The sequence below is a fragment of the Methylovirgula sp. 4M-Z18 genome (assembly GCF_037890675.1).
GTDB lineage: Bacteria > Pseudomonadota > Alphaproteobacteria > Rhizobiales > Beijerinckiaceae > 4M-Z18.
On record NZ_CP149574.1, the window covers coordinates 1174461 to 1196222 of the forward strand.

A 21762-nucleotide genomic window follows, 5' to 3' on the forward strand; every position below is an offset into this window, starting at 1 on the left:
TTAATGGCCCATCGAGGGCCGGAGCATGAGCGCTTTACGAGCCGTCTCGGCTCTTAAGGGCAACTCACACGGACGAGGCCGCGGACGGGACTATGTTGAGTGACGAATCTCGCGCCGACTTGGCAGCGGTCGAATCGTCGAAGCTGGTACTGCCCATGTGTCTTTCATAGGATTGAAGCGTCCGAACGGGCGCTTCCCGATCGAACATGATTAGGCCATGAACCCGTTCGGTTGATCTGTCAACTTAAAAATGTCGGGCCGCGATGCCACATTTGCGCCACGTGTCGGACCTGGCGCGGCTCACCACGTATAACGCACCGCAAGCCCTGCATGGATCGTGTTGCCGATCGGTTGCGGGCCGAGTGTGCCGTCGGCGAAGGCGTCGATGATCACGCCCTTGCGGATGCGGTAACCGATCCGCAAACCGTATTCCGCCCAGGTATGTTCGCCGATATGGCCGTTGAACGTGCCCACATTCAGCACATCGGCGCTCAGGCCCGAATGGGAGCCGAAGGAGCGCACCGCGCCGAAATTGACCTGGGTTTCGACGACCGATGCGAACAGATGGGTCCATTGGCCGCCGAGTTTGACAAGATTCATCCGATCGGTGCCGGAGTTCAGCAGGGCCGGCGCATTGTTCGCGTCCGGCACGAAGGCTTCCGCCGCATGGCCCACGGGCTGCCACAGATGCGCGACCTCCGTGGAGACGGACGCCTCGTCGATCGGCGTGATGCGCCAGACCCAGCCGAGTTTGCCGAAGACCGAATAGTCGCTCGTCGTGGCATGGCTGCGGCCCTGCATGGGGCCAAAATAGGACTGGTAATCGCGCTTGTAACTGACGTCGCTGTTGGGCGCGGCGAAGATGCCGGCTTCGGCGAAGGGTCGCGAGCGGCCCCATTCGGTGAGGTCGTAGCGCAGCGCGGCGGCGAGGAGCGGTGCGCTGGTGACGCGCACGCCGCCGCTTTCATAGGAGCCGAAGGCGGCGCCGCCGATGATGCTGAGATCGTTGGTCAGCATCTTGCGGCCGTGGATGCCCCCGGCAAAGGAGCCGACGGCGCCGAAGGCGCTGATGCAATCGTTGCAATTGATCTGCTCGTTGAAGCCATCGAGGATCAGCGACAACACGCGGTTCGTGACCATTTGGCCCTGCCGGTTACCGGCAAGATGGTCGACCGAGGTTTGCGCCTGCTGGTCCGTCACGACCTGGGCAAAGCGCAGGAACACGTCGTTCGGATCATAGGTCACGATCGGCACGAGGCCGGGCAGGGGCGTCACGCTCGTGGTACCGAACGTCCCGTTCACGCCGCGGTTCGCGGTCAACAGCGTATATTCCGTTGCCGGATTATAGGTGCCGTTGAGCGCGGTGACCTGCAGCGCCGCGCCGGTGATCGTGGCCGTGCCGTTTACCGCCAAGAGGCTCACGGCATTCGGGCTCAGATTGGTGAGCAGTGTGGAGCCGGGTGCGAGCGTGGCCGTGCCGTTCGCGGTCAGCGTGCCATAGGGGTTGGCGGCGTTGCCGGGCGCGACCGTCGCTCCGCTTTGCGCCAAGAGGCTGCCGGTCACACCCGTGCCGGTCAGGCTTGCGCCGGAGGCAATCGTGGTCAAGGCCGAAGCCGCGATGGAGCCGTCCACCTCCAGTGCGCCCTGATCTACATTGGTGTCGCCGGTATAGGTGTTGTCCGCCGTCAAAACCAGCGTGCCGCCGCCGGTCTTGCCCAATGTGTCGGCGCCGGAAATGACGCCGGCCAGGGTGATCGTGCCCGCGCCGGTATCGATGGTCGGGTCGGAGAAACTGCTGCCGACAAGGAGGACATTGTTGTTCAGCGTATAGCCGGAGCCGAGGAACTGCAGCGTCGTGCCGGGGCTCATGTCGAGCGTGCTCGTGCCCAGCGCCGTCGCGCCGCCGACGGCCAAGGTGCCGGCCTCGATCCAGGTCTTGCCCGAATAGCTGTTGTTGCCGGTGAGGGTAAGGGTTCCGCTGCCGGCCTGGACGAGGCTGAGCGCTGCCGCGCCGTCGCGGATCGTACCGCTGAAGGTCGACGACGCGCCGCCGGCGCCGACCGTCAGGCGCGCGGCCGTGTTGCAATTCACTGTGCCGCCGCCTTGCGCGGCGCTGTAGCTGCTGCCGTTGAGGCTGCAATTGGTGAGCGTGCCGCTGCCCGACAGCGACGCGATGCTTTGCGAAAAGCCGCCAAGGTCGAGCGTGCCAGCGCTATTCACGGTGAATGCGCTGTTCGGACTGAACGCGTTGGCGGCGCCGGCTGCGAGCGTGCCGCCATTCACCGCGGTTGCGCCGGAATAGGAATTGGTACCGGTGAGCACGACAGCGCCCGGACCGTTTTGTGTCAGCGACCCGGTCCCGCTGATCGGCTGGGTCACTTGCGTGACATTGGCCGAAGGCTCGTTAAGCGCAAAGTTGCCGTTGTCGATAATGGCGGTCGAGTTCCGTAGCAGACCTTGGCTCGTGCCGTCGCCCAGCTGCAGCGTGCCGGATGTGATGGTCGTCGTGCCGTGATAATTGTTGTTGCCGCTCAGCGCCAACGTGCCGGTGCCGGTTTTGACGAGGCTGAGCGCAAAGGCGCCGCCTTCGATAATTCGGCCCGAAAAATCCGTTGACTGATTGTTGTTGCCGATGGTGAGCGTCGAGTTGGTGGTGGGCCGCCCCGGGAATAGGCCGTCAACATCGAGACTGACAGGTGAGCCCTGGGTCACGACGCCGGAACCGCCTAAGCCGCCGATCGATTGATCGGCATCGCCGAGGTTCAACGTGCCGTTCACATTATAGGTGCTGTTGGGACTCAGAATATTGGCGAAATTGGCATAAAGCGTGCCGCCGGAAATCTGTGTGGTCCCGGAATAGGTTGTTGTGCCCGTGGTTTCGAAAACGAGCGCGCCGCCCCCGACCGTCAAAGCACCTGCGCCACTCAGAGTGGCAAGGTTCATGTCGATATTCGTGCTCGACGTCGAGGCGACGGTGGGCGCTTGAATGGGAAAGCTATTGTTGAGGCAGATCGTATCGGCGAATCGAGTGTTGGCTGTTGTGATCGCACTGTTGAGCGAAGCCTCGTCAGATGCGATCAGGGAGAAGGATGTTGGGCTGCATCCCGTCTGCGCTTTCGCTCCCGGTGCGAACATCAGTATGCCGAGAGCGGCGAACGCTCCGCACCAGAACCGGCGCGCATTGCGCCTTCCGCATGTCCCTGATTGCGCGCCCATGGCGTGTTGATCTGTCATCATCTCCACCCCGCTCATCGGCCGCACAGAGCATCGACCGATGCCTCAGCGGGAGAAAGGCCGGCGTAAGTCGTTTGCGAGCAAAGCGCCTGGTCCGCGGCGCAATATTCCGCGAAGCGGAAGGGCTGATCGTCCAGCCGCGCGTGTAGGCTCCCACCTTCCGTATGGACGATGACCGTTTGGCCGGTGGTCGCGCGGACGCAATCCTTGCGCGCTTCCAACGGTACGCTGGTATGGCGGCGCGGGCAGACGATGGCGAGGCCTTCGACCACGGTCACTGTCGTCTCATGGCTGGCGTTGCGTATGTCGAGGATCGTGCCGCGTACGCCGATCGTCGCGACCGGCGTTTCGATATCGTAGGCAGGTTTGGCGAATGTGCCGGTGGCGAAGCGGAAGACGCCTTTCGCCAGGCCGATCGAAACCTTTTGCGCCGACGATGCGTCGGAATAGACGAATTTATCCAGGACCACTTGCGACACGGGGCCGAGCGACAGATTGGTCTGATCGAGGAAAACGAGCTTGGTCGTGGAATCCGCGGCGGTGCGCACGGTTTCGTTGCGAATCACATTGTCGCCCTGGGCGAGCGGTCCGGGATGGGCGCCGCCCGTGTGGCGCACGTCATTGTGCACGACATCCGCGTCGCCGATCGCATCCTGCGCCGCGGCAACGGTAATATTCGACAGCACGATGCCGATGCAGAGCGCTAACAATGTCGCCCCGAACCGGAAATTTTTAAAATGCCCCATGCCAAGATGCCCCCCATCCGAGCCGCGACAAGTATATCTTCTCTTGTCCACCCGGGATAGTACGCATTTATGCCTAAGACATCGTTGCTATAGCGTGTGTGTTCTATGACCACACGGCGCGCACGCAAGCGAAACGTTGCATATATTGCTTGCCGCGCAAGAGTTTCCTGCCGCGCTTATGTAGGCATACGAATGATCTCGACCGCTTCCGCGACGACCCTATTGCGCCAGTTCCTTCAAGCCGCGGCGGATCAGCGCGCTCGCCTCGGCACTCTCGCCCAAGGCCTTCACGCTCGCCGCGACGGCGCTTGCCGCTTGCGGGCGCCCATAACCGAGGTTGACGAGGGCCGAGATCGCGTCCTGCACCGCGCGCGGTGTATCCTTGGCTTCGGCCTCGCCCGCGAGTTTGGCGGCCATCGGGTCGACCGTGCCGAATGCCGGCGCCTTGTCCTTCAATTCCGCGACGATGCGCGCGGCGAGTTTCGGTCCGACCCCCGGCGCGCGCGCCACCGCCGCCTTGTCCTGCATGCCGATGGCGGAGGTGAGTTGGTCCGGCGGCAGCACACCTAAAATCGCCAGCGCGACCTTGGAACCGACGCCTTGCACGCTTTGCAGCAGGCGGAACCAGTCGCGCTCGCCATTGGTCAGGAAACCGAACAGACGGATCGCGTCCTCGCGCACCTGCGTCTCGATCGCGAGCGCGCAGGCCTCGCCGACCCGCGGCAGCTTTTGCAACGTCCGGCTGGAGCATTGCACGACATAGCCGACGCCCTGCACGTCGAGAATGACGAAATCGTCGCCGAAGGAATCGATGAGGCCCTTGAGCTTGCCGATCATTATTTAGGCCTCCCGCGGTGCTGCGCATGGCAGATGGCGACGGCCAGCGCATCGGCCGCGTCGGCGCTTTTGGCATTGGCCTTGGGCAGCAGGACTTTCACCATCATGCCGATCTGCGCCTTCTCCGCATGGCCCGTGCCGGTCACGGTCTTCTTGACGAGATTGGTGGCATATTCGTGAGTCGGCAAGCCCGCCATGGCCGGCACGAGCAAAGCGATGCCGCGCGCCTGGCCGAGCTTGAGCGTCGATTGCGCGCCGCTGTTGACGAAAGTTTCCTCCACCGCCGCTTCGTCGGGCCGGTGGGTGTGAACGATTTCGGCCAGGCCCTCGTAAAGCTGGCGTAGGCGGTCGGGCAGGGTGAGCTTGTCATCGGAATGCACGGTGCCGCAGGCGACGAAGGCGAGCCGCGAGCCCTCCGCCTCAATGATGCCCCAGCCCGTGTTGCGCAGGCCGGGGTCGATGCCGATGATCCGGGTCATGCCGCGTGATTCCTGCGTGCGCTACAGTATGGGTGCGATTCTGGGGCCACTTTCCGGGCCGTCATTGCGAGCGAAGCGAAGCAATCCATCTCCCCACCTATGATCTGTCGCAGACGGTTCGAGCAGTTTCCGCTCTTCGTCGCAATGGCCGCTACTGTGACAAAATTTTCGCGGGAGGGAGATGGATTGCTTCGTCGCTCCGCTCCTCGCAATGACGGTAGAGGCATACCCCCTTCTCCCTCTGGGAGAAGGGGCGCGCCCGCCATCACTCGCCCATTTTCGCCAGCAGCGCGTCGCTCACTTCGAAATTGGCGTAGACGTTCTGCACGTCGTCGTTTTCTTCGAGATTGCTGACGAGCTTCAAGATCTTCTCGCCGGCCTCATCATCGACTTTGATCGTGTTCTGCGGCCGCCAGATGATCTTCGAGGTGCGCGGTTCGCCGAATTTCGCCTCCAGCGCCTTCGACACGTCGTTGAGATTTTCCATCGACGTGACGATTTCGTGGCCGTCTTCGGTGGTCGCCACATCGTCGGCGCCCGCCTCAATCGCGGCTTCCATCATCACATCCTCAGAGGCGACGGTCGTGTCGAATTCGACGAGGCCGACATGGTCGAACATGAAGCTGACCGCCCCGGTCTCCGCCAGAGACCCGCCCGACTTGGTGAAGAACGAGCGCACCTCGCCCGCCGTGCGGTTGCGGTTGTCGGTGAGCGCCTCGACGATCACGGCGACGCCGCCCGGTGCGTAGCCTTCGTAGCGCACTTCGTCATAGTTCTCGCTATCGTTGCCCGAGGCCTTCTTGATCGCGCGCTCGATATTGTCTTTGGGCATGTTTTCGGCGCGGGCGGCGAGCACGGCGGCGCGCAGGCGCGGGTTCATGGCGGGGTCGGGCATGCCCAATTTGGCGGCAACCGTGATCTCGCGGCCGAGTTTGGAGAAGATCTTGGAGCGGATTTTGTCCTGCTTCCCCTTCTTGTGCATAATGTTCTTAAATTGACTATGACCTGCCATGACACTCTCGTTGAGGGTTTGGGCGCGAGACGCCCTGAAAATTCAAGGGCCGCGTTATAGACCGTCGCGGGACGGGAATAAAGCCCGTGATCGCCGAGGCTTGCCGCCGCGCAGCAGCCTCTCGACAGTGCTTTCTGTTCGTGATATGTTCCAATCTCTGGGTTGGCGGCTTAGTTTAGGCCGTGGGTTTGTGTGGGGGCGGGCATGGTCAAGCGGGTTTGGCGGGCAACAATTCTCATTCTGGTATTCTTACTGGCCGGCGGGCCGGTTCGGGCAGAGACGAAGCCGGAAGGATATGATGCGGCGCAGGAAGAATTTGAAGGGCTGCCGCCGCAGCAGCGCGTCAATCTCCAGTTGCTGCTCATTGCCGGCGGCTACTTGGATACCTTTGCGTTGCCATTTTTCAGCATCCCCACATTTGAGGCGATCAAAAAATTTCAGGCAGGCAATGGTTTTGAACAGACCGGCTGGATAGATGACCCACAAATCGAGAAACTCAATAAGGCGGCGTTACCGCAGCTTGAATTGTGGAGGCTGAGCCAAGTCACGGCGTTCGGTGCGGTAACGATATGGATGCCGGCTGGGCTCGACCTCAATGTCAAAAAATTCGAAAACAACATAGATATGTCGAGCCAGAATTCCAGTTTTGCCGCTCACATCGAGTTTCGGCACAAAGAAAATTTGCGCTCTATGTATAAGAATATGTTGGCCGCATTGAGCAAGGACAAAGTCGAGGTCGTTGCAAAATGGATCGATAGTAAGGGCACAATATTTACGGTGGATGCAGTCGCCGACGACGGTCGCGCGGTTCGGATCTACGAGTTTCAATATCAGGATGGCGCTCTTCTCGAAGTGGTGTCCTTTGATGCTCGGGACTTTCAGCTCGAAGGGATTCGTCTGCACACATTGATGACGAATGTTTTGTTGTCTTCGACCGAGAGAAATCCCTGGATTACCGACATTCCGCGACCGTTTAATGTTTCCCAATCGCATCAGACAACCGACCGTCCGAAGGACGGGGCATCTTCCGGCGGGGTGATCACGGGCACCGGCATCTTCGTGACCTCCGAGGGGCATGTGTTGACCAATGCGCATGTCGTGAAGGATTGCAAGGGCGACATCCAGATTCGCGCGGCGGCCGGCGCGGCGACCGGCCAAGTTCTGGCGAGCGATAAAGTCAACGATCTCGCGGTGTTGAAAACGTCGCTGAAGCCAGCGCAAATCGCCAAGTTCCGCGCGAATGCGCGGTTGGGCGAATCCGTCGCCGCTTTCGGCTACCCGCTGTCCGATCTTTTGGCCACATCCGGCAATTTCACGCTCGGCAATATTACGGCGGTTGCCGGTCTTGGCGATGATTCGCGCTATTATCAGGTCTCGGCGCCGGTGCAGCCCGGCAATTCCGGCGGGCCCTTGATGGATGCGAGCGGCGATCTGATCGGCGTCGTCGCGGCCAAGCTCGATGCCTTGGACGTGATGCAGAACGAGTCGAACGGCGACATTCCGCAAAATGTCAATTTCGCCATCAAAGCCGCTGTGGCGCAGACGTTTCTGAGCGGCAATAACATCAATGTTCAGACCGGCACGTCAGGCGCCGCGCTTCAACCCGCGGATCTGGCGGATGCGGCCAAAGCTGTCGCGGTCTTCGTGAGTTGCAAGAACTGAGTCGGTGACGCGGCCGTAGGCGCTAACCCCAGAACTCCGGCTCCGCCTGCGCAAGGCGACCGCCGAGCCGGACCGGCGCGACCTTGACCGCGAGGCCCTTGCCGTTCGTTTCCACGGCGATGCCGCACAGGGTCGCGGCGCCATTGGCCGGTTCGAAACGCGAGCCGGGAACCTTGGTCAGGAAACGTCGGATCGGTTCCTCCTTGTCCATGCCGATGATCGAATCGTAATCGCCGGTCATGCCGACATCGGTCATATAGGCCGTACCCTGCGGCAAGATCTGATGGTCGGCGGTCGGGACATGGGTGTGGGTGCCGACGACGAGCGACACGCGGCCGTCGAGGAAATGGGCGATCGCCTGTTTTTCGGAGGACGCCTCGGCATGCATGTCGATGATGGCGGCGTCGCAGGCGACGCCCATCGGCGCACCTGCGAGCTCCCGTTCGGCGGCCGCGAACGGATCGTCGAGGGCGTCCATGAAGATCCGGCCCATCAGATTCATGACGAAGACATTGGCGCCGGCCGCCGTCTGCACCACGGTTGCCCCGCGCCCCGGCGTGCCGGGCGGGTAGTTGACCGGACGCAGCAGCCGATGCTGGCGCTCGATGAAGACGAGGGCCTCGCGCTGGTCGAAGGAATGATTGCCGAGGGTCACGCAATCGGCGCCGGCCTCGATCAGATCGTTGCAAATCCCTTCCGTGATCCCGAACCCGCCGGCGGCGTTCTCGCCATTGATGCAGACGAAATCGAGCCGCCAGCGCGCGCGCAGCTTGGGCAATTCGCCCGCAATGATGGCGCGGCCCGAACGGCCGAGGATGTCACCGATGAAAAGAAGACGCATACAATGCCATTGGGGTTGGAATTTGTGTTTAAGAAGTGCTTAGCGTTTGGGGGCGGCGCAGGCAATGACCTCGCGCTCCGTCACCACATAATCGAGCTGCCGGTCATGCGCCTCGGCGGGGACGGTGTCGAGCTCCTGGGTCGCGAAAGCGAGGCCGATGGTGCGCACCGAGCCGCGCCGCTGCAATTTCTCGAGCGCCCGGTCGTAATAGCCGCCGCCGTAGCCGATGCGGTGGCCGGCCCGGTCGAAGGCGGCGAGAGGCACGAACAGGGTCGCCGGCAACACGGCCGGCGCGCCGTCCTGCGGCTCATGCAAGCCGAAAGCGGCTTTCTTCATCGCGTCGCCCTCGCGCCAGAGGCGAAATTCCATGTCGGGATGGCGCAGCGCCGGCAGCGCGGTGGTAAGCCCATGGGCTTGCAGCCGATGCAACAGCGGCCGCGTGTCGATCTCGCTGCGGATCGGCCAGAAGGCGCTCACCGCCCCGGCCAGGAAATGCGGCCGCAGGGTCATGGCTTTTTCTGCGATGAGGAGCGAGGCGCTCGCGCGGGCTCCCGCGGACATGGCGTCGCGCCGTGCCAGCGCGTCGCGCCGCAGCGCTTCCTTTTGCTCAGCCAGGGTCATGAAGCGCCATCGATTGGACTGTGGCTGCCCCGGCCGCGATGCGGCGGGACGAAAAAGGCGAGAGCGCGGAGCCACAAAAGCCGTGGGATATCGATCCCGGGAACCTACAACGTAGGTGGGCGCCGTGTGGCCGAGTCCACGGACAAGGCCAGGGACAGCTCCCTGAGAGATCGATAAGGCCCCGGGTTATAGTAATCCTACACGCACCCCGCAGCCCCGCTGGCGCTAAGATAGGCGTTTGCCCGAGAAAGGCAAAGGGCAAAATGACGGAATTGCGAAGTCGGATGTAATGGTTTGAAACATATTGTGGAATGGATCCAGGTCGTTTTGCTTTCGTTTTAAGAGAAGGTCGGGGCACATGGTCTTGGTCCGGTCCTTCCATCCGTGTTTCACGTAGAGAAGCGAGGCCGCCAGCACACAAAATCGCCACCCACAGGATTGCCTTGGCCGCCGCGCCGGCATAAACCCATGCCCCATGCAATCAGACCCTGGATCCGCCGTGGGCAAAATCGTCTTTGCCAACCAATTGCGTGGCATTGCGGCGTTGAGCGTCGTCTTCCTGCATCTCGCCGGGGGCTTCTGGGCCTGGCGCGAGCTGATTGCCGCGCATATTTCCGCGCCGGCGCTCGACGGGCCCAGCTATTGGACGTTGAATCTCGTCACGCTCTTCAATTTCGGGCCGTTCGGCGTTTCGATCTTCTTCCTCATCAGCGGCTTCGTCATTCCGATGTCGCTTGCGCGGCTGACGCCGCTGCAGTTTCTGGTCGCGCGGATTTTGCGCATCTATCCGACCTATATCGCCAGTTTCGCGATCGGGATGGGGTTCGTCGCGCTCTCGGCGACCTACTGGCATCTGCCTTTTGCCTATGATGTCTCCACGGTTTGGAAGAACGCCTTTTTGATCACGCCGGGCGCCGACCTCGTGAATTGGACCTTGCTGATCGAACTGCGCTTCTATGTGATCATGGCGATCCTGTTCGCACTCGGGCTGGGTTGGCGGCTGTGGCCGCTCGTGCTCGTCGGCATTCTCGCGATTCTGTACAATCTCGCCTTCGCCGACATGCCCAAGCATTTTGGCATCAATTTTTCCTACCTCGGCACACAATTCGTCTACATCCCCTATATGATGATCGGCACGTGCTTCAGCTATTTCCTGCATCGGAAGATTTCACCCAAAGCGCTGCTCGTCTCCGTCTTGGTGCTCATGGCTCTGACGCTGCTCGCATGGCAGGCCTCCGCCGATCGCGCGATGGTTATGGTGGTCAGCGATGTCTATGTCGGGAGCGTCCCGCTCTTCGCGCTCGCGTTCACGCTACGCAGCCATTTCAGGCCGCAGGCCTTGCTCGATTTTTTCGCCGACATCAGCTATCCGCTTTACGCCGTGCACAATCTCGTGGGCATGGTCTCGCTGCGCTTGGCGATGGCCAACCATGTTCCGCCGCCGGTCGCCTATCTCGTGATCGTGCCGGCCGTCATCGGCCTTGCCTATCTGATCCATCGCCTCGTCGAAGTCCCGACGACCCGGCTTGGCAAGGCTGTGGCGCGACGCCTGCAAAGCGCAGACCCGGCCCTTTCCCGTGGAGCTGTGGAAGAAGGGCAGGGCTCGCCTTGAGGAACGCTTGGTCGACGGGGCTGTTCCGCGCGCCGATTTGGTGTAGAGCAACATCCGATTCTTGAACTTTGGATCTTTGACATGACCGAACAGCTCCCCGACCGCCTCGCGGTCGATCCGAAAAGCCCGTACTACAATGCCGATCTGGTCGCCCGCGGCGTCGGCATCCGCTTCAACGGCAAGGAGCGTTTCGACATCGAGGAATATTGCATCAGCGAGGGCTGGGTGCGCGCGCCGGTCGGCAAGAGCAAGGACCGCCATGGCAATCCCTTGCTGATCAAGTTGAAGGGCACGGTCGAGGCCTATTTGCCCGAAGAAAAATGACCCTTGCCCCGCCCGGCGGGTGGCGCGCGATGGCGTTGAGCGACGTGCCCGTGGTGCACGAACTGGCGCGCATCGTTCATCCGTCGTTTCCGGAAGACGAGGCGGTCTTTGCCGAGCGTCTCGTGCTTTTTCCGCAAGGCTGCTTGGTGTTGCCGGGCGCGGACGGGCTGCAAGGCTACATGATCAGCCATCCCTATCCGGCCCGAGCCGTGCCAAAGCTGAATGCGCGGCTCGGCGCGATCCCGGACGGCGCGACGGTTTACTACATTCACGACCTCGCTTTGTCGCGCGCCACGCGCGGCTTGAGGCAGGGCGCCGCGATCGCACAATATGTCAAAGCGATTGCGTGCGGACTCGGCTTTGCCGACATGGCCTTGGTGGCTGTGAACGGCTCTGAGCGCTTCTGGCACGGCCAAGGTTTCCGCGCTGTCGAGGATGCGGCGCTGGCTCAAGCTTTGCTGGGCTACGGTGCCGACGCGCAATATATGTTTCAGCGCCTATCGTAACGATGCTGCGCCGCTATAAGCCACGACCCATAAGAAGGCCCCATTGTTATCCCGGGCTTGACCCGGGATCCACGGCCACATGTGAGGAAGTGCGAGATGGACCTGTGCTGCAGCGCTAAAGATGAATCACCCGCTGCGTGGCTCCTGGATCCCGGGTCAAGCCCGGGATGACAACGCGGCCGTCATTCCCGCTAATGCCATCCATCTGGCATCGCTGCCTTCCTGCGGGCGATGTGATCCTGCAGCGCTTCATCCACGCCTGCATCCATCGGCGGCTCGACATACTCGCGCAGCATGCGTTTCCACTTTGCCTGCGCGCGCTCGCGGATGTCCTTCGCGCCTTCGTCCTGCCATTGCTCGAAGGAATTGTTGTCGGCGAGGCTCGGCTCGTAAAAGGCGGTTTCGTAATTGCGCATCGTATGAGCCGAGCCGAGAAAATGCTTGCCTGGGCCGACTTCCACGAACGCATCCTGTGCGAAGGCATTGTCGTCGAGGCTCAGGCCCGCAGCGAGCACGTGCATGGCGCCGCATTGCTCCTCGTCCCAGACGAATTTTTCGTAGGACATGGCCAGGCCACCTTCGAGCCAGCCGGCGGAATGCAGAATGAAATTCGCGCCGGCCATCACCGCAGGCCACAGCGAATTGGCGCTTTCGGTCGCAGCCTGCGCGTCGAAAGGCTTTGCGGCGCAGAGGTTTCCGCCGCAGCGTAGCGGCACGCCGAGCCGCCGCGCCAATTGGCCAATCGCGAAATAGGCGATGGCCGGCTCCGGCGTGCCGAAGGTCGGCGCACCGGATTTGAGCGACATGGATGAGAGAAAATTCCCCAGGATCGCCGGCGCGCCCTTACGCTCCACTTGGGTGAGTGCCACGCACACCATCGCCTCAGCGAAACATTGCGCGAGGCCGCCGGCCGTCGTCACCGGCCCCATCGCGCCGCCTAAGATAAAGGGCACGCAGACGGCCGCCTGATTGGCGGCGGCATAGGCGCGGATGACCCGGCTCGCCTCGCCATCGAGCACGAGCGGCGAATTGACATTGACATTGCCGAGAATGACGCAATGGCGGTCGACGAAATCCGCGCCGAACAGGATGCGGCACATGTCGATAGAATCGCGTGCCCGCTCCGCCGTCGTCACCGAGCCCATGAACGGCTTGTCCGACAGGCGCATATGCGCATAGACCATGTCGAAGTGCCGCTTGTTGACCGGAATGTCGCACGGCTCGCACACTGTGCCACCGGAGTGATGCAGCCACGGGCTTGCATAAGTCAGTTTGACGAAGTTCTGGAAGTCTTCGAGCGTGCCGTAGCGGCGGCCTTTTTCGAGATCAGTGACGAAAGGCGAGCCGTAGGATGGCGCGAAGACGGTGGCGTCGCCGCCGATCTGCACCGAATGGGCGGGGTTGCGCGCGTGCTGCGTGAAGACGCGCGGCGTGCTGGCCTGAATGATCGAGCGGATGAGCCCGGCAGGAAAATACAGGCGCTCGCCTTCCGCGCGCGCGCCATGCGCCACGAATTTGGCGATCGCTTCCGCGTCGCCGCGAATTTCGAAGCCAATTTCTTCAAGCAGGCGGTCCGCCTGCCGTTCGATCGCTGCGAGGCCTTCCTCCGAGAGCATTTCATACGGCGGGATGCGGCGCTGCAAAAACGCCGGCGCGCGCGGCGCCGCTTGCGCACGGCCACGCTGGCGCCCCTCACGCCCACCGGTGCGACCGCGCTTTTCGTGGAGATCGGTGGTCATGGGCGCGCCCTCATGCATAATTTTTCTTGAGCTGAAACAGTGTCGTGGACTGATCCTATGCCACGTTCGCCGAACTCACCATTGCAAACGATTTTCTCTCAGCATAAAAATATTTTATGCAAAACATCCGCCGCACGCTGCCCGCCTTGCCGCATCTCAACGTGTTCGATGCCGCTGCGCGGCACATGAGCTTCACTCTGGCCGGCCAGGAATTGGGGGTGACGCAGGCCGCCGTGTCCTATTCGATCCGGATGCTGGAGCGGGACCTGGGTGTGTCGCTGTTCACCCGCAATGGCCGCAACATCGTTCTGACCGAAGTGGGCGAGCGCTTCGCCCGCGACATTTCGCTCGGGCTCGCGCATTTGCGCCAATCGGTTCTGTCGATCCGCAAGACCGGCGCCGCGCGCATGGTAACGCTGTCGGTGTCCAGCGCCTTCGCGACATTCTGGCTCATGCCGCGCCTGAACGCGTTTCGCGAACGTTTCCCCGAGATCGATCTGCAGGTGCGCAGCACCGACCGCGACGTTGATCTTGCGCTTGAGGACATGTCCCTCGGCGTGCGCTACGGCAGCGGCATTCTGCCGAGCTACAGCCGCGCAGATCTGGCCGACGAGATCATCTATCCGGTCTGCAGCCCGGCCTATGCGGCGAAATTGCCGCGCGCGCCGGAAAAGTGCGGCGCCCGCGACGTGGCGCGCGCCGCGCTCATCCATCTTGACGAACCGTTTCGCGTCTGCCCGATCTGGGCCGATTGGCTGCATGCGCAAGGCCACGTGCCGAAAGCCGATTTGCCGATGCTGCGGCTCAACGATTATGTGCTGGTGATCCAGGCGGCGCTCGAAGGTCAGGGCATCGCCATGGGCTGGCAGCATCTGGTCGAGCCTCTGGTGCAGCGCGGCGCGCTTGTGCGGGTGACGCCGCACGTCTGGGCGACGGGTGTGGTATACTCGGTCGTGTGGGCAGGGCCACTCAGCAAGGACGCCGGAAAGGTGCGCGATTGGCTGCTTGAAGCGCAGCACGGCGCTCCGTTACCCACAGGCCGGCTTTGACCATCGTGGCGAGCGCGCCTACAAGCAGACCCCCACCTTTTGTCCAAACGAGTCGTTCGAGGTTTTGATGAAATCGATCAGCATGCGCATTGCCGAGGAGCTGGGCGTTGGTGCAAACCAGGTGACGGCTGCCGTCACCTTGCTGGACGAAGGCGCGACCGTGCCCTTCATCGCCCGGTACCGCAAGGAGGCGACCGGCGCGCTGGACGATACGCAGCTCCGCACCCTCGAAGAACGCCTGCGCTACCTGCGCGAGATGGAGGACCGCCGCAAGGCGATTCTCGAGTCGATCCGCGAGCAGGGCAAGCTCGATGCGCCGCTCGAAAAGCTGATCATGGACGCCGATTCGAAGGCGCGGCTCGAAGACATCTATCTGCCCTTCAAGCCGAAGCGCCGTACCAAGGCGCAGATCGCCAAAGAGGCGGGTCTGGAGCCCTTGGCCAATATGTTGCTGACCGATCCGACCCGCGATCCGAAAGCCGAGGCCGCAGCGTTTGTGAAGCCCGACGGCGGTGTCGCAGGCGTGGACGAAGCGCTCGAAGGCGCGCGGGCGATCCTGATCGAGCGCTTCGCCGAAGATGCCGAATTGATCGGCCGGCTGCGCGAGGATTTCTGGACGCGCGGGCAATTGTCCTCGAAAGTGCGCGACGGCAAGAAGGCGGACGGCGCGAAATTCGCCGATTATTTCGACTTTGCCGAACCGCTCACCAAATTGCCGTCGCACCGCATTCTCGCGCTGTTCCGTGGCGAGAAGGAGGAGGTGCTCGATGTGCGCCTCGAGTCCGACCCGACCGCCGACCCGACCGTGCGCGTGCCGGGGCCTTATGAGCTTGCGATCGCCAGCCGCTTCTCGGTCGCCGACCGCGGCCGCGCCGCCGACAAATGGCTGATGGATTGCGTGCGCTGGGCCTGGCGTACCAAGATCGAGATGCATCTGTCGGTGGATTTGCGCCTGCGGCTGTGGACGCTGGCGGAAGAGGCGGGCGTCAAAGTGTTCGCCAGCAATCTGCGCGATCTGCTGCTCGCGGCGCCCGCCGGCACGCGCGCGACGATGGGGCTCGATCCGGGGTTCCGCACCGGCGTGAAAGTTGCGGTGGTGGATGCGACCGGCAAGGTGGTGGCAACCACCCCGATCTATCCGCACGAGCCGCAGCGGCAATGGAACGAGAGCTTGATGACGCTTGGCCGCCTCGCGCGCGAGCACAAAGTCGATCTCATCGCGATCGGCAACGGCACCGCGTCGCGCGAAACCGACAAGCTCGCCGGCGATCTGATCGCGAAATTTCCCGAGTTGAAGCTCACCAAGGTCATGGTGTCGGAGGCGGGCGCGTCGGTCTATTCGGCCTCCGCTTACGCAGCGAGCGAATTGCCCGAACTCGACGTCACCTTGCGCGGCGCGGTCTCGATCGCGCGCCGCCTGCAGGATCCGCTCGCGGAACTCGTGAAGATCGATCCGAAATCGATCGGCGTCGGCCAATATCAGCACGATCTTGCCGAACACAAATTGTCGCGCTCGCTCGATGCGGTGGTCGAGGATTGTGTGAACGGCGTCGGCGTCGACGTGAATACCGCCTCGGCCAAATTGCTCGCGCGTGTGTCGGGCATTGGTGAGAGCCTCGCGCAAGGCATCGTCGCGCATCGCAATGCCAACGGCCCGTTCAAGACCCGCGCCAAGCTCAAGGACGTGCCGCGCCTCGGCGCGAAAGCGTTCGAATTGTCGGCCGGCTTCTTGCGCATTCAGAGTGGCGACGATCCGCTCGACCGCTCGGGCGTGCACCCCGAGGCCTATCCCGTCGTGCGGCGCATTCTTGCGGCGACGAAAAGCGATATTGCGGCGCTGATCGGCAATTCGCAGATCCTGCGCACGGTGAAGCCGGCGGATTTCACCGACGAGACATTCGGCCTGCCGACCGTGACCGACATTTTGCGCGAATTGGAAAAGCCCGGCCGCGATCCGCGCCCGGCCTTCAAGACCGCCACGTTCCAGGAAGGTGTTGAGACTCTGAACGATCTCAAACCCGGCATGATCCTGGAAGGCGTCGTCACCAACGTCGCGGCCTTCGGCGCCTTTGTCGATATCGGTGTGCATCAGGACGGGCTCGTGCATATTTCTGCGCTCGCGAACACGTTCGTGAAGGACCCGCGCGACGTGGTGAAGCCCGGCGACATCGTGAAAGTGAAAGTGCTGGAGGTCGACAAGGATCGCAAGCGCATTGCGCTGTCGATGCGCATGGACGACGACGTGTCGCGCAAACCTGCCGGACAAGGGCAGAACCGCACGCGCGACAACAACGCGCGCTACATGACCTCGCAGGCGCCGAAGCCGCAGAGCGGCGGCGGCGCGTTTGCCGACGCGCTACGCAAGGCCGGGCTCGATAAGAACCGGTGAGGCGGTGGGCCTGAGCTGCGGCTTATAACAAGGCCGCACCGTCATCCTGGGATGGCGGCGTGGCCTTTTTGTTGGACGAGGTTTACCGGGCAGTTCGTGTGCTACTTAAACCGGCCACATCGTGTGTTACCGACGCACGCCGCAGGACCCCTTGACAGAAATAGATTTGGAACTTATGAAGAACAAAAGTGGTTCAATGTGGAAACTTTTTGAGGCGATCGGGGTAGGAGGGGCGCATGAGTCGTCAGTTTGTTTTCGGTGCGGCATTGGTTGTCTTGATGTCCGGCGCGGCCTTAGCGCAGCAGGCCGCTCCGACGGTTTCTGCAAGCGGCGGGCACAGGATCGAGAAATATTCGGTGTTGGCGCGCGCAGCCTATCAGTTCGATAAGCTGGACGTGAACAAGCAGGGCTTCCTCGACCAGAGCGAATGGAACAAGTCGGTCGATGACTATGTCGCCCGCTACCGCGCCGAAATGCAGCGGCGCTTCGCGGAAATGGATGTCAATCACACCGGCAAGGTGACGAAGGAGCAGTTCGTCGCGGCGCGCGGACGCTGGTTCGATGCGGTCGACACCGATCACAGCGGCACGATCGACGACGAAAAATTGCGCGCCTATCGCCGCAGGGAGCGGGATCAGGCGGCGGCGGAAGAATAGCGCGAGAGCATTTTCGAGAAAAGTTTCACGACTTTTCGGTTAAGAACCGCAGGTCCGCGTAGCGAAAATGCGATAAAACAAAGAACTAGAGCTATTTTGCGATTCTGAGGGAACGCAAAATGCTCTAGGCGGTGACATGGAACGATCCCGGTCCTCGGGGATCGTTCAAACGGCGAGTGGCAGCTCGGCGGCCTGCTTGCGCGGTTGCGGGATGCGCAGAGTGACGCGCGTGCCTTGATTGGGCGCCGACTGGATTTGCAATTTGCCGCCGTGCAATTCGGCCAACGATTTCGCGATGCCGAGGCCGAGGCCAGAGCCTTTCATGCCATTTTCCATGGTATTGCTGACCTGCTCGAACGGCCGCCCCAGGCGGGAAATGTCCTCTTCCGCAATGCCGGGGCCGTGGTCTTCGACGGAGATGGTCAATTCGCCGTCGCGCATCCGCGTGACGATTTGAATGTCGCTGCCGTCGGGGCTGAATTTCACCGCATTGCGCAAGAGCGTGTGTAGGATGCGGCCAAGCGCTTGGGCGTCGGCGTGCACGGTGACGCCCGGCGCCTGTTCGATGCTGATGCCGATATGCTTTGCCGCAGCTTGCGGGCGGATGGTCTCGACCGCCGTCGAAACGACGTCATCGGTCGCGAGCGGGGCGATGTCCAATTTGACGCGGCCGGCATCGAGGCGGGCCATGTCGAGCACGTCGGAAATCATGGTGAGCAGATAGGCGCCGCTCTCGCGGATGTCCTTGCAATAGTCGACATATTTGCTCGATCCGAGCGGCCCGAACACTTCGCCGCCCATCAGCTCGGAAAACCCGATGATGGCATTGAGCGGCGTGCGCAATTCGTGGCTCATATTGGCGAGGAATTCTGACTTTGCGCGGTTCGCCGCCTCGGCCTGGCCCTTCTGCTCCAAATATTGTTCGGCAAGTTCGGCCAATTGTTGCGCTTGCGCTTCGAGGGTCTGGCGCGAGCGGCGCAGGTCCGAAATCATCGCGATCAGGCGGCGCTCGGAATCGAGCAATTGCTCCTCGTGCAATTTGAGCTGGGTGATGTCGGTGCCGACCGAAACGTAGCCACCGTCCTTCGTGCGCCGCTCGTCGACCTGTAGCCAGCGCCCGTCGAGTAATTTGGCCTCGTAGGCGCGCGCATCCTGGGCGCCATGCTCGCTGCGCATCATCTCCTTCTGGATTTCCGGCGCGCGGCCGAGCGCGATCACGCGGGCATAAGGCGTGCCGGGCTGCACCGCTTCGTTGGGCAGCTGATGCAATTGCTGGAACTTCTTGTTGCAGACGATCAAGCGGTTCTGGTTGTCCCACAATACGAAAGCTTCCGAAATCGCCTCGATCGCTTCGCGCAGGCGGCGGTCGGCGGCGGCGGTCTTTTCGGTGAGCGAAACCTGTTCGGAAATGTCGGTGGCAATGCCGATGAGATGGATCGAGGCATCGGTTTCGTCGCGCACGAGTTGCACGCGCACGCGCAGCCAGACCCATTCGCCCTTCACGTCCTTCATGCGGCAGGCATGGTCGATCGAGCCTTCGCCGCGGCGCATCAGGTCTTCGGCCAAGGCCTGCAGATTGCCGTCCTGCGGATGCAGGAGCGTGCGCACGTCGCCGTAGGACAGATAGGAATGAGACGGTTTCTGACCGATCATCTCATACATGGAATCGGACCAGTAGATACGGCCTCGCGCCACGTCCCAATCCCACAGGCCGCAATGGCCGCGGTTCAACGCGGTGTCGATGCGGCGGCGAATGCGCTCGAAGGCCGTGTCGGCCTTTTGGGTGCGCGCCGCCTGCCAGAAATAGGCGCTGGCCAGCACGACCAGGATGAAGGCGCTCGAGGCGAGCAGGAAGGCGGTGCGGTAAAAGGCCGAGCGCCAATCGGCGAGCAGGGAGGAGAGCGGCTGGATCACCGCGACCTGGCCAAGGGGCGCGTCGAGATTGCGCACGGCGGCAACCGCGTCGGTGCCGTCGGCAAGGGTGATGCGCAAAGGGCCGGCCTTCTCGCCGAACACGGTTAGCAATTGCTCAGCGCCCATGTAGTCCGCGAGAGTCTTGCTGGCGGCAATCCCGTCCGGCAATCCGGTGACGATGTGGCCCTTGGCATTGCTGATGAGGATCTGCCGGCCGTGCTGGAACGCGTGCGCCGGCATCGTGCTGCGGAACTGGTCCTCATTGAAGGTCGTGGCGTTCTTCTCAAGCGCGTCGGTCGCCTTCGCCGCCGCCGCGATGCTGAGCGTCTCGGCGTCCGACAAAGCATCGTTGATGATCTGCAGGCGGGCGTCCTGGCCCTGAATGAAGACGGCGGCCACCAAAGCCGCCGCGAAGGCAATGATCAAACCAAGGATGGCGGCGCGTAGCCAAGGCTCGCGCCGAGCCAATTTCTGTATGGAATATTTTGGAAAGAGTCGCCAAACCTCGTTCCATGTACCCGCGTAAACAGGCACATGGGCTGCGTGCAAGCGCGCCATGTTAGACCCCCTCGAAACACTCGACGACCGGAGTCAATGTGCCGCATCTTCTCCGAATCAACTCCAATAGAATCTGAGGGCGATGATTTGTCCAGTTATTAATGAATCGTTTACGGAATTTTTTCGCGGCAAAGAGAGATGTGCAAAAGAGCTTCAAAATATGGGGTTCGTGCGATGCTCAGGCACAATATCTATTGCGCGCTTCGAGGCCTTAAAAAAGCGTTCCGGAAGGGTCGCACGCGCCGTCATGTCGCTGTGCGCCATTTCGGCATGAGCAGCCAGAGTGCGAGGCTGACGTTCAACAGATTCCAGGCGATGCCATTGGCGAAAGCCGCGCGGTAGGAGCCGGTCGCGTCGAAGATGAGGCCCGAAAGCCAGCCGCCCAGCGCCATGCCCACGATCGTCGCGCTGACCGCGATCGCGACCCGCGTCGCGGCCTGCTGGGCCGGAAAATATTCGCGGATGATGAGCGCGTAGGAGGGCACGATGCCGCCCTGGAACAAGCCGAACAAAGCCGAAATCACATAGAGCGAGGTCAGGCCGTCGAAGAGGAAGTAGAGCAGCAGGGCCGCCCCTTGCGCCACCGAGCCGATCAGCAAGGTGACCAGCCCGCCGACGCGGTCGGCGACGAAGCCCGACGCGACGCGGCTGACCATACCGAAAATCAGCATAAGCGCCAGCATGTCGGCGCCCGCCGCCGGGCCATAACCGAGGTCGCCGCAATAGGCGACGATATGCACCTGCGGCATCGACATTGCGACGCAGCAAGCGACCCCAGCGATGCAGATGAGCCCTTGCAGAGCGTTGGGCGAGAAGCCCGAGACGCCTTGCGGCGTGGCGGCCGCCGCCCGTTGGCTATGCGTAGTCGGTGTCCGCCCCCGTAAGAACCATGTCAGCGGCAGGATCGTGACGACGCAGATGATCCCGACAATGAGATAGGCCTCGCGCCAGCCCACATGCTCGATCAGGCGCTGCAGGACCGGCGACCAGACCGCGCCTGCAATGTAATTGCCCGCGGCACAGACGGTCACGGCGACGCCGCGCCGGCGCTCGAACCAATGGGAGATGTCGGCCATGAGCGGCGCGAAGAGCGCCGACACGCCGAAAAAGCCGAGGAACACACCATGGCAGATGATGAAGAGCGGGAAATTGCGCAGAGTGGCGCAGAGGGCGAAACCGAGCCCGAGCGCGCCGGCGGCAATGGCGACCGGCAGCGTGATATTGTACCGGTCGGCGAGCCGGCCCATAAAAATTGCGCCGGCGGCGAAACACAGCATCGTGACCGTATAGGGCACTGACGCGTCGCCGCGGGTGAGGCCGAAATCCTGCTGCACCGCCGGAAGCACGATGGAATAGGACCACATGCCGACATTGCCGATGCTGGCGATGAGCGTCGCAATGGCGAGCCGGAACCAGGCTTTCGAGCCGTCTATATCGCCATGCGCGCGCACCGAGGACATTTCGCTTCCCAATTTTGTAAAGGTAGGCGGCGACTCTCAGGCGCAAGTCACTCGAAGACAAATGATTTTATGTGATCGCAGAGATGAACGAGAGTGATGGCGGGGCGCCGAAGGCGCTCCCTT

18 protein-coding genes and 1 other RNA gene are annotated in these 21762 nt (G+C 62.3%); 7 read left to right on the forward strand and 12 right to left on the reverse strand.

Translation table 11 applies throughout. The features are described 5' to 3' along the window. Positions 1 to 300: 300 nt before the first annotated feature. From V9T28_RS05355 to V9T28_RS05380, 6 genes are all read right to left on the reverse strand, one after another. Positions 301 to 3234 (reverse strand): autotransporter-associated beta strand repeat-containing protein, encoded by a 2934-nt coding sequence (locus V9T28_RS05355; RefSeq protein WP_158554825.1) that lies wholly within the window; start codon positions 3232 to 3234, stop codon positions 301 to 303. Between the two features lie 14 nt (positions 3235 to 3248). Next, a complete protein-coding gene (locus V9T28_RS05360; RefSeq protein ID WP_116401517.1) occupies positions 3249 to 3980 on the reverse strand; it encodes a FecR family protein in 732 nt (243 codons plus the stop codon). 219 nt (positions 3981 to 4199) lie between these two features. Continuing rightward, positions 4200 to 4817, reverse strand: a complete 618-nt coding sequence (gene ruvA / locus V9T28_RS05365) for a Holliday junction branch migration protein RuvA (RefSeq protein WP_116401518.1) — start codon at positions 4815 to 4817, stop codon at positions 4200 to 4202. Then, positions 4817 to 5296, reverse strand: coding sequence for a crossover junction endodeoxyribonuclease RuvC (gene ruvC / locus V9T28_RS05370; RefSeq protein ID WP_116401519.1), 480 nt, complete (start codon positions 5294 to 5296; stop codon positions 4817 to 4819). The genes ruvA and ruvC overlap by 1 nt, the downstream gene beginning before the upstream one ends. A gap of 265 nt (positions 5297 to 5561) precedes the next feature. Next, on the reverse strand, positions 5562 to 6308 hold the full coding sequence (locus tag V9T28_RS05375) for a YebC/PmpR family DNA-binding transcriptional regulator (protein WP_116401520.1): 747 nt from the start codon (positions 6306 to 6308) through the stop codon (positions 5562 to 5564). Positions 6309 to 6557: 249 nt separating this feature from the next. After that, entirely contained in the window at positions 6558 to 6794 is a 237-nt protein-coding gene (locus V9T28_RS05380; protein WP_158554826.1) for a hypothetical protein, read from the reverse strand. A gap of 204 nt (positions 6795 to 6998) precedes the next feature. Here V9T28_RS05380 and V9T28_RS05385 point away from each other — a divergent pair, with 204 nt between their 5' ends. Further along, positions 6999 to 7970 (forward strand): S1C family serine protease, encoded by a 972-nt coding sequence (locus tag V9T28_RS05385; RefSeq protein WP_210210417.1) that lies wholly within the window; start codon positions 6999 to 7001, stop codon positions 7968 to 7970. Between the two features lie 22 nt (positions 7971 to 7992). Here V9T28_RS05385 and V9T28_RS05390 read toward each other — a convergent pair whose 3' ends face one another. The 3 genes from V9T28_RS05390 to ssrS all read right to left on the reverse strand — a co-directional run bounded on the left by V9T28_RS05390 (position 7993) and on the right by ssrS (position 9652). Continuing rightward, on the reverse strand, positions 7993 to 8811 hold the full coding sequence (locus V9T28_RS05390) for a TIGR00282 family metallophosphoesterase (protein WP_116401522.1): 819 nt from the start codon (positions 8809 to 8811) through the stop codon (positions 7993 to 7995). 39 nt (positions 8812 to 8850) lie between these two features. Then, on the reverse strand, positions 8851 to 9432 hold the full coding sequence (locus V9T28_RS05395; protein ID WP_116401523.1) for a 5-formyltetrahydrofolate cyclo-ligase: 582 nt from the start codon (positions 9430 to 9432) through the stop codon (positions 8851 to 8853). A gap of 64 nt (positions 9433 to 9496) precedes the next feature. Then, positions 9497 to 9652, reverse strand: a non-coding RNA gene (gene ssrS, locus V9T28_RS05400) — 6S RNA. A gap of 279 nt (positions 9653 to 9931) precedes the next feature. Between ssrS and V9T28_RS05405 the strand changes: the two genes are divergently transcribed. The 3 genes from V9T28_RS05405 (at position 9932) to V9T28_RS05415 (ending at position 11874) form a co-directional block, all read left to right on the forward strand. Beyond that, a complete protein-coding gene (locus V9T28_RS05405) occupies positions 9932 to 11044 on the forward strand; it encodes an acyltransferase family protein (protein WP_158554828.1) in 1113 nt (370 codons plus the stop codon). A gap of 81 nt (positions 11045 to 11125) precedes the next feature. Next, a complete protein-coding gene (locus V9T28_RS05410; protein WP_116401525.1) occupies positions 11126 to 11368 on the forward strand; it encodes a DUF3297 family protein in 243 nt (80 codons plus the stop codon). Continuing rightward, complete coding sequence (locus V9T28_RS05415) at positions 11365 to 11874, forward strand: GNAT family N-acetyltransferase (RefSeq protein ID WP_116401526.1); 510 nt, start codon at positions 11365 to 11367, stop codon at positions 11872 to 11874. The genes V9T28_RS05410 and V9T28_RS05415 overlap by 4 nt, the downstream gene beginning before the upstream one ends. A 191-nt stretch (positions 11875 to 12065) precedes the next feature. Here the strand turns inward: V9T28_RS05415 and V9T28_RS05420 are convergent, their stop codons facing one another. After that, positions 12066 to 13613 carry a trimethylamine methyltransferase family protein gene (locus V9T28_RS05420; RefSeq protein ID WP_116401577.1) on the reverse strand — a complete coding sequence of 516 codons (1548 nt, stop codon included), beginning with the start codon at positions 13611 to 13613 and terminating at the stop codon, positions 12066 to 12068. A gap of 116 nt (positions 13614 to 13729) precedes the next feature. Here V9T28_RS05420 and V9T28_RS05425 point away from each other — a divergent pair, with 116 nt between their 5' ends. From V9T28_RS05425 to V9T28_RS05435, 3 genes are all read left to right on the forward strand, one after another. After that, entirely contained in the window at positions 13730 to 14662 is a 933-nt protein-coding gene (locus tag V9T28_RS05425; RefSeq protein WP_116401527.1) for a LysR substrate-binding domain-containing protein, read from the forward strand. 67 nt (positions 14663 to 14729) lie between these two features. Then, on the forward strand, positions 14730 to 17051 hold the full coding sequence (locus tag V9T28_RS05430) for a Tex family protein (RefSeq protein WP_116401578.1): 2322 nt from the start codon (positions 14730 to 14732) through the stop codon (positions 17049 to 17051). Positions 17052 to 17287: 236 nt separating this feature from the next. After that, on the forward strand, positions 17288 to 17707 hold the full coding sequence (locus tag V9T28_RS05435) for a hypothetical protein (RefSeq protein ID WP_116401528.1): 420 nt from the start codon (positions 17288 to 17290) through the stop codon (positions 17705 to 17707). A gap of 165 nt (positions 17708 to 17872) precedes the next feature. Here V9T28_RS05435 and V9T28_RS05440 read toward each other — a convergent pair whose 3' ends face one another. Then, positions 17873 to 20179, reverse strand: a complete 2307-nt coding sequence (locus tag V9T28_RS05440; protein WP_116401529.1) for a PAS domain-containing sensor histidine kinase — start codon at positions 20177 to 20179, stop codon at positions 17873 to 17875. Positions 20180 to 20424: 245 nt separating this feature from the next. Then, positions 20425 to 21639 carry an MFS transporter gene (locus V9T28_RS05445; RefSeq protein ID WP_116401530.1) on the reverse strand — a complete coding sequence of 405 codons (1215 nt, stop codon included), beginning with the start codon at positions 21637 to 21639 and terminating at the stop codon, positions 20425 to 20427. Positions 21640 to 21762 lie beyond the last annotated feature (123 nt).

Coding starts and splice junctions, on each gene's coding strand:
- V9T28_RS05355 (WP_158554825.1), bottom strand. CDS start 3,234: ATGACAGATCAACACGCCATGGGCGCGCAATCAGGGACATGCGGAAGG.
- V9T28_RS05360 (WP_116401517.1), bottom strand. CDS start 3,980: ATGGGGCATTTTAAAAATTTCCGGTTCGGGGCGACATTGTTAGCGCTC.
- ruvA (WP_116401518.1), bottom strand. CDS start 4,817: ATGATCGGCAAGCTCAAGGGCCTCATCGATTCCTTCGGCGACGATTTC.
- ruvC (WP_116401519.1), bottom strand. CDS start 5,296: ATGACCCGGATCATCGGCATCGACCCCGGCCTGCGCAACACGGGCTGG.
- V9T28_RS05375 (WP_116401520.1), bottom strand. CDS start 6,308: ATGGCAGGTCATAGTCAATTTAAGAACATTATGCACAAGAAGGGGAAG.
- V9T28_RS05385 (WP_210210417.1), top strand. CDS start 6,999: ATGTATAAGAATATGTTGGCCGCATTGAGCAAGGACAAAGTCGAGGTC.
- V9T28_RS05390 (WP_116401522.1), bottom strand. CDS start 8,811: ATGCGTCTTCTTTTCATCGGTGACATCCTCGGCCGTTCGGGCCGCGCC.
- V9T28_RS05395 (WP_116401523.1), bottom strand. CDS start 9,432: ATGACCCTGGCTGAGCAAAAGGAAGCGCTGCGGCGCGACGCGCTGGCA.
- V9T28_RS05410 (WP_116401525.1), top strand. CDS start 11,126: ATGACCGAACAGCTCCCCGACCGCCTCGCGGTCGATCCGAAAAGCCCG.
- V9T28_RS05415 (WP_116401526.1), top strand. CDS start 11,365: ATGACCCTTGCCCCGCCCGGCGGGTGGCGCGCGATGGCGTTGAGCGAC.
- V9T28_RS05420 (WP_116401577.1), bottom strand. CDS start 13,613: ATGACCACCGATCTCCACGAAAAGCGCGGTCGCACCGGTGGGCGTGAG.
- V9T28_RS05425 (WP_116401527.1), top strand. CDS start 13,730: ATGCAAAACATCCGCCGCACGCTGCCCGCCTTGCCGCATCTCAACGTG.
- V9T28_RS05430 (WP_116401578.1), top strand. CDS start 14,730: ATGAAATCGATCAGCATGCGCATTGCCGAGGAGCTGGGCGTTGGTGCA.
- V9T28_RS05435 (WP_116401528.1), top strand. CDS start 17,288: ATGAGTCGTCAGTTTGTTTTCGGTGCGGCATTGGTTGTCTTGATGTCC.
- V9T28_RS05440 (WP_116401529.1), bottom strand. CDS start 20,179: ATGGCGCGCTTGCACGCAGCCCATGTGCCTGTTTACGCGGGTACATGG.
- V9T28_RS05445 (WP_116401530.1), bottom strand. CDS start 21,639: ATGTCCTCGGTGCGCGCGCATGGCGATATAGACGGCTCGAAAGCCTGG.